Genomic DNA, 15,390 nt, shown 5'->3' on the forward strand with positions numbered 1-15,390 from the left:
AACGGCTCTCATATCGGATAACAAGTGTAAATCACAAAAAAATTTTTGAGGAAACATCAAAATGGCTAAAATCATTGGTATTGACTTAGGTACTACAAACTCATGTGTTGCAGTACTTGAAGGCGACAAAGTTAAAGTTATCGAAAACGCTGAAGGTGCACGTACAACTCCATCTATTATTGCGTACAAAGATGGTGAAATTCTGGTTGGTCAATCAGCTAAACGCCAAGCGGTAACGAACCCTAAAAACACATTATTCGCGATTAAACGTCTGATCGGTCGTCGTTATGAAGACCAGGCAGTACAAAAAGATATCGGTCTAGTGCCATATAAAATCATCAAAGCAGACAATGGCGATGCTTGGGTTGAAGTAAACGATAAGAAACTTGCACCACAACAGATCTCTGCAGAAGTTCTGAAAAAAATGAAGAAAACTGCAGAAGACTATCTGGGTGAAACAGTCACTGAAGCGGTGATTACTGTTCCTGCTTACTTCAACGATGCACAACGTCAAGCAACTAAGGATGCAGGTAAAATTGCAGGCCTAGAAGTTAAACGTATCATCAACGAACCAACTGCTGCGGCGCTTGCGTTCGGTATGGACAAGAAAGAAGGCGACCGTAAAGTTGCAGTTTACGACTTGGGTGGTGGTACATTCGACGTTTCAATCATTGAAATCGCTGACCTTGATGGCGACCAGCAAATCGAAGTGTTATCAACTAACGGTGATACCTTCCTTGGTGGTGAAGACTTCGATAATGCATTGATCGACTACCTGGTTGAAGAGTTCAAGAAAGAACAAAACGTGAACTTGAAAAACGATCCACTTGCGTTACAACGTCTGAAAGAAGCAGCTGAAAAAGCAAAAATCGAGCTTTCTTCTTCTAACGCAACTGAAATCAACCTTCCATACATCACTGCAGATGCGACTGGCCCTAAACACTTAGTGATTAACGTGACTCGTGCAAAACTTGAAGGTTTAGTTGCAGATCTTGTAGCTCGTACCATCGAGCCTTGTAAGATTGCGCTGAAAGATGCAGGTCTTTCAACTTCTGACATCTCTGACGTGATTCTGGTTGGTGGTCAGTCTCGTATGCCACTTGTACAACAAAAAGTACAAGAATTCTTCGGTCGTGAGCCACGTAAAGACGTGAACCCGGACGAAGCAGTCGCAATGGGTGCTGCGATTCAAGGTGCAGTATTGTCTGGTGACAAAACTGACGTACTTCTTCTTGACGTTACTCCGTTGACACTTGGTATTGAAACCATGGGTGGCGTATTGACTCCAATCATTGAGAAAAACACGACGATTCCTGCGAAGAAATCTCAAGTGTTCTCAACTGCTGCGGACAACCAGCCTGCTGTAGATATTTCAGTTTACCAAGGTGAACGTAAAATGGCTCAACAAAACAAATTGTTGGGTAACTTCCAGTTAGGCGACATCCCACCTGCTCCACGTGGTGTGCCACAAATTGAAGTATCGTTCGACATCAACGCGGATGGTATCTTGAAAGTATCTGCAAAAGATAAGAGCACTGGTAAAGAGCAATCTATCCAGATCAAAGCAAACTCAGGTTTGTCTGATGCTGAAATCGAAGCAATGATCAAAGATGCTGAAGCGAATGCTGAAGAAGACCGTAAGTTTGAAGAGCTTGCAAAAGCACGTAACGAAGCGGATGCGCTAGTTTCTTCTGCTCAAAAAGCAGTAAAAGATCTTGGCGAACAAGTGAGTGCTGACGAAAAAACTGCAATCGAAACTGCGGTTTCTGAGTTAGAAGCATCTACGAAAGAAAATGATGTTGAAGCAATCAAAGCGAAAACTGAAGCATTGCAAAACATTATTATGCCGATCACTCAACGTGCTTATGAAGCAGCTCAAGGCCAAGGCGGTGCACAAGGTTTCGATCCTAATGCATTCCAAGGCGGCGAAGGTCAAGCTCAAAAAGCAGATGACGGCGTAGTTGATGCTGAATTCACTGAAGTAAAAGATGACAAAAAGTAATTTGTCACTTTGAGAAAAAGACCGCATTTTATGCGGTCTTTTTTTTGCTCAATGCATAGGCAATAGAATGTTTTTTAATTAAACTATAATGAAATAAATAACTTAAAAATAAAAAACGTATGCAGAATTTTATTAAGCTTTTTCTTCTGGCTTCCGGGCTTGCGATCATGCTGCTCTACCCAATGGGTAATCTGCTTCTGATCTTACCGCCGAATGTGGTACTGGCGCCTTTTAATTACCTGCAAACCTTCGGAATTGAAGCTTCTTTTTCCTTAGGCTTTCTGATTGCCATCATTGTGTTGCTGATCCTGGCTGTACCTCAGCGCTATCCTTCCGGAAAAGGTTTTATCATTCTAGGTATTGGATTGCTGAGCTATATTATTTTCCAGATCTTTAAATCTGAAATCACGCTGTATGCCTTTAATCACCAAACCAGACATTCCTATAACCTGAAATATTTAATTGAATTTATGATCTTCTTATTGAATGGTATAGGCCTTGGTTTTATTTATCATTCCAATATGCCAAGACAGGTTGAGCAGTGGAAAGGTAAAAAATCATAATCTAACCTGAGCAGAACCGTGCATAAGCACGGTTTTTATCGCTCTGACGCTAGGATTTTGCTGTTTTTTTAGCTACATTGAGCCAAACAATATTTTAAAAAACACTATGCGTCTTTTAAGCTTTCTGGGGATTGTCGTTTTCATTGTGTCATTGTTTTTGCATCTACAAACCAAGACCCATCCACAATTAAAATTTAACTCACTGACTGACCGTTTGACCCATCCTTTTGATACGCGCCTACGTTTCCAGATTGACCAGGTCGATCCGGGTTTTGGCCTGACCCGTGATGAGGTCATTCAATTAAGTAAGGAAGCGATTCAGATCTGGCATGAAGGAACCAATCGCGATGATCTGATGGTCTATGATGAGAATGCTCAGCTGGCCATTCAACTGATCTATGATCAACGCCAACAGGACTATGAAGCCTTTAAAAAGGTTGAAAAAAGTTACTTGCCGATGAAGCCAGATATCAGCGTGAAGTCAGCAATCTGCAAGTTTCGCAGAAAAATCTGGAAGATCAGCAGCAACGACTGATCCAGCAAAAAAGTCAGCTGGAATTTGAATTTCAAACCCTATTGCAACGCCGTCAACAGGCCAGCTCATCTGCCGAGCGTGAACAGCTTCAGTATGAGATGGAAATGCTCAAGCCTAAACTGGAAAATTTTAAACGCGAATATGCCTATCTTCAGGAGCAGCTATCCTCGTTTAACCAGCAGGTTTCTGTTCATCAAAACAGTGTGCAAAGTCATCAGCGAAATATCCAGCAGGCCCAGCAGCGCTTTCCCCCACGCCAGTTTCATAAGGGTATTTTTATGGGAGATAAGATCCAGATTTACCAGTTTGATGCCAAAGATGATTTGCGCTTAACTTTAGCACATGAGCTGGGCCATGCCTTGGGTCTCTATCATCATAATGATCCGGAAGCCTTAATGTATCCTGTATTGGGTGAACAGAATCTGCAAGATTTCAAACTGCGTCCAGCAGACAAGACCCTGTTGTATACCCGATAAAATTCAGGTTTTAATTCCCTATATTATTTATGTGTTTTGGCTAGTAAAAATACAACCCGGTTTAATTTCATGTTATTGTGAAGAACAGTAGGATGTCTTAGGCCAACTTTCTTGGAGATTCATGTGAGTTACTACCATATTTTAATTGAAGTAAATGACCACATTAGTACGATTGATGAAACCCGGGATATCGAGATCTTTGATATCGAGGATATTCAACCTTATCTTCATTCAATTTTGCTGCCTTATTTCAATGAACAGCTGATCGAGCTAGATGATGAAAATCTTGAATTTAAGGATATTTTGCATCTGCAAGTGAAACAAACCTTATTGCCGATCAATGACTTGATTGAAGAGGAACAGCGTCTATTGCCGAGCGATACGGACATTACTATTACAGCCTACGAGATATTTAATAACCGCGAACTGAGTCAGGATGTCACTACAGTGATTTTTGACCTGCTTGAAGCAGTCAAATTAGAAAGCTAAGCTTTCTTCAGATATAAAAAAGTCCTCATACGAGGACTTTTTTATTCAACTTGATATGTATTAGATCGAGAATGAAGATCCACAACCACAGGTCGTCGTAGCATTCGGGTTTTGTACCACAAAACGTGAACCTTCCAGACCTTCAACATAGTCAACCACTGAACCAACCAGATATTGATAGCTCAGAGAATCGACCAGCATTTTGACATCGCCATTGACGAATTCTGCATCATCTTCATTTTGGCTTTCCGCAAAGTTAAAGCCATAAGAGAAACCTGAACAGCCGCCACCGGTGACATACACACGGAGCATTAAGTCTTGGTTACCTTCACTGTCACGCAACTGGCGTACTTTATTTGCGGCATTGTCGGTGAGCACAAGCGCTTGAGCATTCATGGCGGATTCCTCTGTTGAATGGAATGTCTTTAAAAAGAAAAGACCATATTTCAAGTATAACACACTCAATATATGGTCAGTCTGTACAGATTAAAAGTCAAATCAGAGTAATTTTATCAGGATTGTTTATAGTTCTCATCCTGTAATGCACATTCGAAGTTTTTCGGATTCTGCTTGCAGCGGAATTGCCAGAGCAACTTCATCATGCGTTTGTCATAAATACCCCGTTTGGTCAGATCAATCCGCGAATCACGCATCAGCTTTTGGTAACCCGGTTTATCTGCCTCAGGAATATCCATCCAGTATTTAGAGGGAATATCTGCCTTCATTTTACCTAAAATTCCAAAAGCACGTGGTAACTGGCTTTTCACCCATTCACGTGATTTTTGTCCATATCCGACCGGGAATTTATCCGGACGAATAATGATATTACCAGTGACCTGCAACACCGGATAATTCACAATGGCGCCCTTACTGCCCAAACCTTTATGCAGCTCGAGTGGTTTAAATACAGCAGCTGGCGCGCCAATAATATCGACCTGACCATTGTTAAATTTAGAGCCAAAGTTGGTCACATCGGCGCTGACTGCCTGTGCACCCACTTGCTGAACCATTATTTTTTGTGCTTCATCATAGTCAAGTACAGCAAATTTTTTACCTGCTGCTTTCGCAACCGTATTAATGCTCCGGTCATTGACCATCCGGAAGGCATCACCTACCGGAATCACCCCTGCGACTTCATACTTGCCTTGAACCATGAGCTTGGCAAAGGTCGGACTCGCCAGGCCTTGCATCACTTTAACTGCAAGGTTCAAATCTGGAATCGCGCCAATCGCATCGAGTGAACCGGTAAAGCGGTTGAACTGACGGCCGCGCATACCGGTAACACTGATCCCATCACATTTACCAGCTTTAAAATCTTCTGCGACGACAGCTTCATTGGTATTTACCCTAAGCTCGATATCAGCACCCCAGTTTTTTGCGGCCAGTTGATAGTCTTTCATTACAGCATAGACGTCGCCATTTTTGCCGACCAGATCGAATACACATACTACCTGTTTAGCCTGAGCCAGGCCTGAGACTGCCGCGAGTGCTGCACCTACAGCCAGGGCTTTCCATCCTCTCTGCATCATTTTGCTTTCCTTGATTGCCTTGTTTTTGTTATCTGCTTTAAGTGCTACATGTTATTGTTTTTTATACCAAACATGAAAGCATTATTTTTAATCAGCTTAACTGCTTTGCTATGATCTGCAATGGCAGATCTGACTTTGTTTAATATAAAAAAAGCTTAGATAAATCTAAGCTTTTTTCCTTAAAAATCAAATTATTCGCCAGAAAGTGAACATTCAAAGTTGGCTTTATCGACAGAGCAACGCGCACGTTTCAGTACCGACATCATGCTGGCATCATAGATTCCACGCTTGGTCATATCCATACGCCCTTCACGTAATAACTTCTGGTACTTGGTTTTATCTTCTGCACTCAGATTCAGCTTATATTTCGCTGGAATACCGGCTTCCAGACGGTTGATCATCGCCATGCTCTTAGGCAGGTTTTTAATGAACCAGTCACGAGACTTCTGGCCGAAACCAGCCGGGAATTTTTCCGGACGAATCACAAAGTCAGAAGTGACATGCAGTACCGGGAAATTAAACATCGCACCGCTATTGCCCAAACCTTTATAGATTTCGAGTGGCTTGTACGCATATGCCGGTGCACCCACCATATCGACCTGACCATTATTAAACTTGGCTACGAAGTTAGATACATCAGACACTACAGCCTGAGCACCTACACGTTGAACCATGATTTTTTGCGCATCATCATAGCCAAGAACAGCAAACTTCTTGCCTGCCGCTTTTTCAATGGAGTTGATGTTTTTGTCACGCACAAAGATAAAAGCTGAACCCAGTGGTGCAATCCCGGCCACCTCATATTTTTTACCGCCCATGGTCGTGACCATTTTAGCGGCATTACGCTTATCCAAAGCGAAGCTAATCGCACGCTGTGCAATGGCATTACTTGGAGCACCACCTAAGGCATCGATTGAACCGGCAAACTTGTTGTATTGACGGGCACGCATGGCGGTCATGAATACACCATCACATTTGCCAGCCTTAAAGTCATTGTCAGCGACGGCTTCATCCTGACGGGCGATCAGATTGATATCTGCGCCCCAGCCTTTTGCTGCCAGCGCCCATTCCTGAGCCATCTGGAAAGACTCGCCAGATTTACCAAGTAGGTCAAACACACAGATATCGACCTTTTCTGCATGTGCCACACCTGCAAAACCAAATGCAGAAAATGCAGCCAATGATAAGAGTGTTTTTTTCATTTTAGTTATCCTTTGAAATCTTGTTGTTAGCTGAGTGTCCGTACACGCGTCAAATATTAAGCAAATTTATTTCAAAAAAATAGAGCATTTACTCCAGATAAAAGCCGTTTTTTGGCCTATAAAGATAAATCAGCTTTTCTTAATTTCCTTTATCCGATTTTTTTATAAATATATCAGTCTCTTAATATTTAAACTTGGCTACTTTGAATTACATTTCATTCGCTGTAGTTACAAAGATATACATGATTTTAAAACTATTCACCACTGATTGAGCATTCGAAATTAGTTCTTTCCACAGTACAACGTGCCCGTTTTAATACTGTCATCATGCCAGCGTCATAAATGCCCTGTTTGGTTAAATCCATGCGTCCTTCACGCAGAATTTTCTGATAACTGACCTGTTCCTCACGACTCAGGTTCAGAATATATTTACGTGGGATTTCTGCTTCCATCCGTTTTACCATCGCGAAGCTGCGGGGTAACTGCTTAACAAACCATTGTCGGGAATTGGCTGCAAACTGTTCCGGAAATTTATCCGGTCGAATAATCAGATCTGCCGTGACATTTACCACCGGAAAGTTGATCATGGCTCCTTTCTGCCCCAGCCCTTTAGTTACTTCAAGAGGTTTAAAGGCATAAGCGGGCGCTGCCACAATATCCACTTCACCCTGATTAAATTTACGGATGAAATTGGAAATTTCCGAATTCACCGGTACGGCTTCTACCCGGTTCACCATAATCGTTTGGGCATAGTCATAATGTAGAACCGCAAACTTCTTGCCTTTAATATGTTCTAACTTATCCATATTACGATCACGGACAAAGATATAAGCAGGACCAATCTGGCCAATACCGGCTACTTCAAATTTTTCCTTGCCAATCTGGGTGGTCATGCGCTTGGTATTACGTTTATCCAGCACATAACTCACCGCTTTCATGGCAATGTCATTATTAGGAACGCCGCCAATCGCATCAATGGAGCCGGCAAATTTGTTATAAGCTCGCGCACGCATGGACGTCATATAGAAGCCATCGCATTTTCCGGCTTTGGCATCCTGATCGACTTTAGCTTCATCCTGATAAGCAATCAATTGAACCGTAGCCCCCCACTGCTTGCTGGCCAATGCCCACTCTTCCAGCAGCTTGAAGGATTCACCCGATTTTCCCAGTAAATCAAATACACAGACATTGACTGGGGCAGCATGTGCACTTGAAGCCCATAGGCCCAGTGCGGATAAAATTAAAAATCTATTTTTCATTTTTATTCTACTCAATATTATTATGAACCTTGATGGCTCTATCTTTCGGTTTTTAAAAAAAATAGAGTATTTAATCAAAATATAGTTCATCATATATGAATCTATAAATTTTTAAAGCCTGAACAGGATAAGCTGCAACGAAGATTTTTTGTTTTCTTCCGGCTTTCCATTAGAATAGCGGCATTCTCTTTTGCTCTTGTTAGTAAGTTCAATGATTCAGTTAGACCAACTTTCGTTACGCCGTGGTGGGCGAGTGTTATTTCAAAAAGCCTCCATGCAGCTTCATCCCGGCTGGAAAATTGGTTTAACCGGCGTGAATGGCGCAGGAAAATCAACCCTGTTTGCGGCTCTTTTAGGTGAGCTCAGTGCAGATGAAGGTTCACTAACCCGTCCATCCGTGTGGACCGTAGCGCATATGGCTCAGGAAATTAAAGCACTAGATATGCCTGCCATTGATTTTGTTCTGTCAGGCGATGAAGAGTATTGGGATATACAGGCCAAACTTGCGCATCCAGAACAGCTGTCCGATGCAGAACTGGCACAGCTACATGGCCGTTTCGACGAGATTCATGGCTATTCTGCACCATCAAAAGCAGCTCAGTTAATGGCCGGTCTGGGCTTTATGGATCATCAGATCCGTCTGGATGTTTCCAGTTTTTCAGGCGGTTGGCGGATGCGACTGAATTTGGCCCGTACCCTGATGAGCCGTTCCGACCTGCTATTACTCGATGAGCCAACCAACCACTTGGATCTGGATGCGATCTTGTGGCTCGAAGATTGGTTAAAGGCGTATGAAGGCACTTTAGTGCTAATTTCGCATGACCGTGATTTTCTGGATGCCGTGACGGATCATATTCTGCATATCGAAAATCAGGAACTCACCCTCTATACCGGCAATTATTCAACTTTTGAAGTGACCCGTAGTGAACGTCTGGCGCAACAGCAACAGGCCTTTGAGAAACAGCAGGAAGCCCGGGCACATCTACAAAAATTTATTGACCGTTTCAAAGCCAAAGCGACCAAAGCACGTCAGGCCCAAAGTCGGATTAAAATGCTGGAGCGCATGCAGGATCTCGCCCCTGCTCATGTCGATACACCTTTTACCTTCAGTTTCCGTGAACCGACCAAAATGAGTTCACCACTTCTGGCCTTGGAACAGGCGGAAATTGGTTATGGCGATAAATCGATTGCCAGCAAAATTAATCTGCAAATCACTCCAAATTCACGCATCGGTTTATTGGGGATGAATGGTGCGGGTAAATCAACCCTGATCAAAACCTTAGTCGGAGATTTGCCGTTATTAAATGGTCAACGCAAGGCCTCAGAATTACTCAATATTGGCTATTTTGCTCAGCACCAGATGGATGCTTTGGACGCTAATGCCAGCCCAACGCTACAACTGGCGCGCATCGCCGATCCAAAAATCAGTGAAGCTTCTTTACGTTCTTTCCTCGGCAGTTTCGGTTTTAGCGGTGAGCGCATGGATACCCCATGTGAGAGTTTCTCTGGGGGGGAACGTGCACGTTTGGCTTTGGCTTTAATTGTTTGGCAGCGTCCAAATGTACTGATTCTCGATGAACCGACTAACCATCTGGACCTGGATATGCGCCATGCCCTGACTATGGCTTTGCAGGATTTTGAAGGTGCGGTGGTACTGGTTTCGCATGAACGTCAATTGATTGCGACAGTATGTGATGAATTGCTGTTAGTGCATGCCGGACGTTGTACCGAATTTGAAGGAGATCTACAGGACTATGCCAAATGGTTACGTGAAGCACGTCAACAGCAGATTAATGCGCAGAATGCCTTAGCCAAAGGACAGGTAGTAGAAACAGAAACTAAACCTGTAGTTGTAGCCAAAGTAGATAAGGAAGCACAGCGTAAACTGGCCGCCCAGCGTCGTGAGCAGACTCGTCCGATTCGCAAGAATATTGAAAAATGTGAAGCTCAAATCGACAAACTACAGCCACGTCTGGCAGAAATTGAAGAATTGCTGGCAGATAGCGCTTTATATGAAGCTGCACGTAAAGATGACTTGCTGAAACTCATGAACGAGCAGACTGAACTGAAACAGAAACTGGAAACTGCCGAAGAGCAAATGCTAGAACTGATGATGGAGCTGGAAAGTTTGGAGCAATCTTTTCAGGAAGGTTAAGTTTTAAACCTTGATTCAAATCTTGGAGATTAGCTACAACTGGAGCTAATCTCTTTTTTTATACTTTTTATATATTGCTCTCTCCATCTTTTCCCTGATTTCTTCATCGAAACCATTTTTGACATATTTTGTAGTGAATTACGCAAATCCTATATAAGTTTATTTTTTAAACACTCGGATGTCTTATTTCATACATTAATTTACAGCGATTTCTTAGTGCATAAGGCTCTAATAAAAGTGTTTTTTATTTTTGGCAGCCTTGATACGAGTCTGTTTAATGTTGAACTAGAGAGAGGAAATCCGTATGCGTGCTCTTACCTATCATGGTGCTCGGGATGTACGAGTTGAATCCGTTCCAGATCCAGTGATTCAGGAACCAGATGACGTCATTTTAAGGGTGACAGCGACTGCCATCTGTGGCTCAGATCTGCATCTATACCGGGGTAAAATTCCGGCCACTGAAGATGGCGATATTTTTGGCCATGAATTTATGGGAATTGTAGAAGAAGTTGGTCCTGAAGTCACAGAAGTGAAAAAAGGTGACCGGGTAATTATTCCTTTCGTGATTGCATGTGGTCACTGCTTTTTCTGTGAACATGAACTGATGGCTGCCTGTGAGAATACCAATACTGGCCGTGGTGCAATTATCAATAAAAAACAGATTCCACCAGGTGCAGCTCTATTTGGTTATAGCCATTTATATGGCGGTGTACCAGGTGGACAGGCGGAATATGTCCGTGTACCCAAAGGTAATGTAGGCCCATTTAAAGTACCGGGGTCATTACCGGATGAAAAAGTCCTGTTCCTTACCGATATCTTGCCTACTGCATGGCAGGCTGTAACCAATGCCCAGGTCACTCGCGGTTCCAGTGTTGCGATATATGGTGCTGGCCCGGTTGGTTTACTGTCGGCTGCCTGCGCACGTATGCTGGGCGCAGAGCAAATCTTTATAGTCGATCACCACTCTTACCGCCTGCGTTTCGCCCATCAGACTTATGGTGCAATTCCAGTGAATTTTGATGAAGTCGATGCAGCTGAATATATTATTCAGAATACTGCCGGTCATCGTGGTGTTGATGCCGTCATTGATGCGATTGGTTTCGAGGCCAAAGGCAGTTTACTTGAAACGTTGATGACGAATCTAAAAATTGAAGGTTCGAGCGGCTTTGCCCTACGTCAATGTATTGCGGCAGTACGCCGTGGTGGCGTGGTGAGTGTGCCAGGTGTATATGCTGGCCCAATTCATGGCTTCCTGTTTGGTGATGCCTTCGATAAAGGACTGACCTTTAAAATGGGGCAGACCCATGTGCATAAATTCCTGCCACAATTACTTGAATATGTAGAAAATGGCCAGCTGTCTCCAGAAGTGATTATCACCCATCGCATGAAACTGGAAGAAGCTGCTGAAGGCTACCGTATTTTTGATAAACGTGAAGAAGACTGCCGCAAGATTATTCTGACCCCATAAATAGAATGATTAAAAAAATAGAAAGCGCCGTTAGGCGCTTTTTTTTATTTTTACACTTATTTCATAAATCGTATTTTTTCTATTTTTAGTTTTAAAAGTTCAGATCTATTGCCTGGTTATTAAATAAACTGGCTCTAGGTCATGTGATGACTAAACTTAAAAAAGCATTAAACCATAGGAGTAAAAGTTAGAAAAATCTATAACCCTATGATTCATTGAAAAAAATGAAATTTCACTTGATTATTAAATTAATTATGTAGTTTAACTACAGTGAAGATTTTTATAATTAAAATATGTTCCACGCTGATTGTTAATTAAATCTACAACACTAATATAAGCTATTAATTTTTAAGTTATTTATATAATTTTTCCATTAAAAACAGATAAAAAATCACCTGAACTGGTCAATTTCAAAAACAGAGAAGATATGGCTCCAACTAGTCTTTTAAATTCAAAACCCTATTTTAAATTTAAAAATACTTATCCACAATATATAGAAAGTAAATTTGAATTTAAAAAATGAAAAACAAGAAACACAATATGACTTGTGGATAAATACTATCTTATTCACATAAAAAATATGGATAACTTTGTAGTTATCCACACGATTGATCAGGGTTTAAGCAAGATTTAAAACAACAGTATTCAAATATTTTTAAAAAATTTCGAAGTAACTTAATAAATCATTGAAAGTTTAGGATTTCAAAAATCTAAGTTCTGTAATTTTCCATTCATCCTCTAGCTTCCAGATCTCCTGAAGACACTGTTTATTATTTTCCAGTCCAATCAAGATCCGGCATTCGGTTTGATCTTCATTGTACTCGTATTCTTCATATTCTATATCTGGCTTCAACGGTTTCCATACGCCGTTTTGTACCGCATGAGCAATCCGGTCATAACGCAGATAACTTCCTTCTACACGGCCTTCCTGTTCAAAAATCACCTGAAAGTCCTGATGTTCATAGTGGCGCAGCAGATCATAGTCGCCACTGTAGAATGCATTTGCCCAGATCTCACGTATTTCTTCAAGCTGGCTATCCATGGATAAACCTCTTTATAAATAAGACTTGATTCTCCTGAACCAGGCTTTTTTGAAACCTAATATCAGCGGATCATTGGTCTAAAAACTGCTTAGATTAAAATTATTCTAAACAGTTCATCTGGTATTAATAGAAAATTTACGTAAAAAAAGCACCTTAAAAGGCGCTTTTTCGTTTCGATTTATTCCGATAGATTAGGTATCAATATCGGCATTCAAGGCATTTTCTTCAATAAAGGCACGACGTGGTTCTACATCATCTCCCATCAGACAAGAGAACATGCGGTCTGCTTCAATTGCATCCTGCACCGTCACTTGTAGCATGTTACGGTTTTCCGGATCCATCGTGGTTTCCCACAGCTGGTCTGCGTTCATCTCACCCAGACCTTTATAACGCTGGATCATCATGCCGCGGCGAGAGTCTTGCAGAATGTGCTGCCAAACCTGATGGAAACTGCTGACCTGAATCTTGCGCTCACCTTTCTGTAAATAAGCACCCTCTTCAAGCAACGTGAACCAGCTTTTCGAGTTTTTCAGTAAACGCGCATATTCACTTGAGCTGAGCAGGCTGGCATCTAGCAGGTAATGATGCGGCAGGTTATGCACATAAATCGTAATTCGTGGCAACCAGCTTTCTACGATCTGGCCATCAACGTCTTTTTCAAAACGTTCTAGACTTAGTTCAGGGCGTAAACTTGGCTGGATTTTTTCAATCGCAGCACGCAGGTCTTCCCCCCAAGTTTCTACATAAGCTTTATCTTCCAGCTGATCCAGCTTGAATGCTTCTAGTGAAATCAAAGCATCCAGCAAGCTTGCAGGATAACGTACAGTTAAACGTGCCAGACTCTTCTGTGAAGTTTGATAATCGGTAATCACATTGGCCAGAGCTTCCCCACGAATCGCAGGGGCATCGGCACTGATATGCAGTTCCAGCTCATCAATCGCATTCGAAATCAGGTAAGTTTCCAGCGCATCATTGTCCTTGATGTACTGTTCCTGTTTGCCTTTTTTCAGCTTGTACAGCGGCGGCTGTGCAATATAAATATGACCGCGTTCCACTAGTTCCGGCATTTGACGGAAGAAGAAAGTCAGCAGCAATGTACGAATGTGTGAACCATCCACGTCAGCATCGGTCATGATGATGATTTTGTGATAACGCAGCTTGTCCGGGTTATATTCTTCACGACCAATACCACAGCCGAGTGCCGTAATCAGCGTACCCACTTCTGCAGAAGAAATCATACGGTCAAAACGGGCACGTTCCACGTTCAGGATCTTACCTTTTAGCGGCAGAATTGCCTGCATCTTACGGTTACGGCCCTGTTTTGCAGAACCGCCCGCAGAGTCACCTTCGACCAGGTACAGTTCAGATAAAGCTGGATCTTTCTCTTGGCAATCCGCCAGTTTACCTGGAAGGCCGGCGATATCGAGTGCGCTCTTACGACGGGTCATTTCACGTGCTTTACGCGCTGCATCACGGGCACGCGCTGCATCAATGATCTTGCCAGCAATTGATTTAGCCGCTTGTGGATTCTCTAACAGATATTCAGAGAATGCCTTGTTCATGGACTGCTCAACGGCAGATTTCACTTCACTCGACACCAGTTTTTCTTTGGTTTGTGAAGAGAATTTCGGATCAGGTACTTTTACTGACACAATGGCAGTCAAACCCTCACGCGCATCATCCCCTGAAACCACAACTTTTTCTTTTTTCAGGATATTTTCACTGTCCATGTAGTTATTTAAACCACGGGTCAGTGCTGCACGGAAACCGGCTAAGTGAGTACCGCCATCCTTTTGCGGGATGTTGTTGGTAAAGCAGCGTACATTTTCCTGATAAGAATCATTCCATTGCAGTGCAACTTCTACACCAATGCCATTTTCTGCCTGAGTGGTGAAATGAAAAATATCATTCAGGTGGGTTTTACCTTGGTTAATGTACTTAACAAACTCAGCCAAACCGCCTTCATAATCAAAAATGTATTCGGCATTGATACGTTCGTCACGTAATACGATTCGTACACCTGCATTCAGGAAGGACAGTTCACGTAAACGACGGGCCAGGATGTCGACATTAAAAATGGTCTGACTAAAGGTTTCAGCACTTGGCCAGAAACGCACGCGAGTACCGGTCTTATCGGTCTCGCCCACCATTTTTAAAGGGAATTGTGGATCACCATGACGATATTCCTGTTCATGGATTTTACCGGCGCGATGAATGGTTAGTTCCAATTTTTCTGATAACGCATTTACTACGGATACACCTACACCGTGCAGACCACCAGAGACTTTATAGCTGTTATCATCAAACTTACCGCCCGCATGCAGAATGGTTAAAATCACTTCTGCAGCAGACACGCCTTCTTCAGGGTGAATGTCAGTCGGAATACCACGGCCATTATCTGATACTGAAACTGATTCATCTTCATGAATAGTCACCAAAATTTCATCACAGTGACCTGCCAGCGCCTCATCAATCGAGTTATCTACGACCTCGAAGACCATATGGTGTAAGCCGGTACCATCGTCTGTATCACCAATGTACATGCCTGGACGCTTACGTACTGCGTCTAAACCACGTAATACCTTGATGCTAGAGGAATCATAAGCTTTTTCAGTGGTTTGTTCTGTTTGAGAAGCAGCTTGATCTTCTGAACTCATGGTTTCTCCCTA

11 protein-coding genes and 1 pseudogene are annotated in these 15,390 nt (G+C 42.5%); 6 read left to right on the forward strand and 6 right to left on the reverse strand.

The window, feature by feature from the left end:
* Nucleotides 1-61 precede the first annotated feature (61 nt).
* From dnaK to FOC32_RS04475, 4 genes and pseudogenes are all read left to right on the forward strand, one after another.
* Nucleotides 62-2,002 (forward strand): molecular chaperone DnaK, encoded by a 1,941-nt coding sequence (gene dnaK, locus FOC32_RS04460; protein WP_125279437.1) that lies wholly within the window; start codon nt 62-64, stop codon nt 2,000-2,002.
* Nucleotides 2,003-2,169: 167 nt separating this feature from the next.
* Nucleotides 2,170-2,565: a hypothetical protein gene (locus FOC32_RS04465; RefSeq protein WP_228127210.1), complete on the forward strand. Its 396-nt coding sequence runs from the start codon at nt 2,170-2,172 to the stop codon at nt 2,563-2,565.
* A 106-nt stretch (nt 2,566-2,671) separates the two neighbouring features.
* Nucleotides 2,672-3,576 (forward strand): annotated as a pseudogene (locus FOC32_RS17185) (matrixin family metalloprotease).
* A 111-nt stretch (nt 3,577-3,687) separates the two neighbouring features.
* The gene (locus FOC32_RS04475) at nt 3,688-4,065 is read left to right on the forward strand and encodes a hypothetical protein (RefSeq protein WP_162835342.1); all 378 of its coding nucleotides are present in this window, start codon (nt 3,688-3,690) and stop codon (nt 4,063-4,065) included.
* A 60-nt stretch (nt 4,066-4,125) separates the two neighbouring features.
* On the opposite strand, the gene erpA is transcribed toward FOC32_RS04475, so the two are convergent.
* The 4 genes from erpA to FOC32_RS04495 form a co-directional block, all read right to left on the reverse strand.
* Nucleotides 4,126-4,461: an iron-sulfur cluster insertion protein ErpA gene (gene erpA, locus FOC32_RS04480; RefSeq protein WP_004780362.1), complete on the reverse strand. Its 336-nt coding sequence runs from the start codon at nt 4,459-4,461 to the stop codon at nt 4,126-4,128.
* A 116-nt stretch (nt 4,462-4,577) separates the two neighbouring features.
* Nucleotides 4,578-5,591 (reverse strand): putative solute-binding protein, encoded by a 1,014-nt coding sequence (locus FOC32_RS04485; RefSeq protein WP_175968152.1) that lies wholly within the window; start codon nt 5,589-5,591, stop codon nt 4,578-4,580.
* A 194-nt stretch (nt 5,592-5,785) separates the two neighbouring features.
* Nucleotides 5,786-6,796: a putative solute-binding protein gene (locus tag FOC32_RS04490; RefSeq protein WP_004780360.1), complete on the reverse strand. Its 1,011-nt coding sequence runs from the start codon at nt 6,794-6,796 to the stop codon at nt 5,786-5,788.
* A gap of 254 nt (nt 6,797-7,050) precedes the next feature.
* Nucleotides 7,051-8,055, reverse strand: a complete 1,005-nt coding sequence (locus FOC32_RS04495) for a putative solute-binding protein (protein WP_175966503.1) — start codon at nt 8,053-8,055, stop codon at nt 7,051-7,053.
* A 211-nt stretch (nt 8,056-8,266) separates the two neighbouring features.
* Between FOC32_RS04495 and FOC32_RS04500 the strand changes: the two genes are divergently transcribed.
* Nucleotides 8,267-10,210 carry an ATP-binding cassette domain-containing protein gene (locus tag FOC32_RS04500; RefSeq protein WP_175966505.1) on the forward strand — a complete coding sequence of 648 codons (1,944 nt, stop codon included), beginning with the start codon at nt 8,267-8,269 and terminating at the stop codon, nt 10,208-10,210.
* A gap of 304 nt (nt 10,211-10,514) precedes the next feature.
* On the forward strand, nt 10,515-11,678 hold the full coding sequence (locus FOC32_RS04505) for a zinc-dependent alcohol dehydrogenase (protein WP_175966507.1): 1,164 nt from the start codon (nt 10,515-10,517) through the stop codon (nt 11,676-11,678).
* A gap of 694 nt (nt 11,679-12,372) precedes the next feature.
* Here FOC32_RS04505 and FOC32_RS04510 read toward each other — a convergent pair.
* Nucleotides 12,373-12,720: a hypothetical protein gene (locus FOC32_RS04510; protein ID WP_175966508.1), complete on the reverse strand. Its 348-nt coding sequence runs from the start codon at nt 12,718-12,720 to the stop codon at nt 12,373-12,375.
* Nucleotides 12,721-12,912: 192 nt separating this feature from the next.
* The gene (gene gyrB / locus FOC32_RS04515; protein ID WP_005233132.1) at nt 12,913-15,378 is read right to left on the reverse strand and encodes a DNA topoisomerase (ATP-hydrolyzing) subunit B; all 2,466 of its coding nucleotides are present in this window, start codon (nt 15,376-15,378) and stop codon (nt 12,913-12,915) included.
* Nucleotides 15,379-15,390: the final 12 nt, after the last annotated feature.

Origin of the sequence: Acinetobacter sp. FDAARGOS_724, assembly GCF_013364475.1 — a bacterium.
GTDB lineage: Bacteria > Pseudomonadota > Gammaproteobacteria > Pseudomonadales > Moraxellaceae > Acinetobacter > Acinetobacter variabilis.

Excerpts from the sequence above, each read along its gene's own strand:
- FOC32_RS04490 (WP_004780360.1), bottom strand. The coding sequence starts at position 6,796 with ATGAAAAAAACACTCTTATCATTGGCTGCATTTTCTGCATTTGGTTTT.
- erpA (WP_004780362.1), bottom strand. The coding sequence starts at position 4,461 with ATGAATGCTCAAGCGCTTGTGCTCACCGACAATGCCGCAAATAAAGTA.
- FOC32_RS04510 (WP_175966508.1), bottom strand. The coding sequence starts at position 12,720 with ATGGATAGCCAGCTTGAAGAAATACGTGAGATCTGGGCAAATGCATTC.
- dnaK (WP_125279437.1), top strand. The coding sequence starts at position 62 with ATGGCTAAAATCATTGGTATTGACTTAGGTACTACAAACTCATGTGTT.
- gyrB (WP_005233132.1), bottom strand. The coding sequence starts at position 15,378 with ATGAGTTCAGAAGATCAAGCTGCTTCTCAAACAGAACAAACCACTGAA.
- FOC32_RS04505 (WP_175966507.1), top strand. The coding sequence starts at position 10,515 with ATGCGTGCTCTTACCTATCATGGTGCTCGGGATGTACGAGTTGAATCC.
- FOC32_RS04500 (WP_175966505.1), top strand. The coding sequence starts at position 8,267 with ATGATTCAGTTAGACCAACTTTCGTTACGCCGTGGTGGGCGAGTGTTA.
- FOC32_RS04495 (WP_175966503.1), bottom strand. The coding sequence starts at position 8,055 with ATGAAAAATAGATTTTTAATTTTATCCGCACTGGGCCTATGGGCTTCA.
- FOC32_RS04485 (WP_175968152.1), bottom strand. The coding sequence starts at position 5,591 with ATGCAGAGAGGATGGAAAGCCCTGGCTGTAGGTGCAGCACTCGCGGCA.
- FOC32_RS04465 (WP_228127210.1), top strand. The coding sequence starts at position 2,170 with ATGCTGCTCTACCCAATGGGTAATCTGCTTCTGATCTTACCGCCGAAT.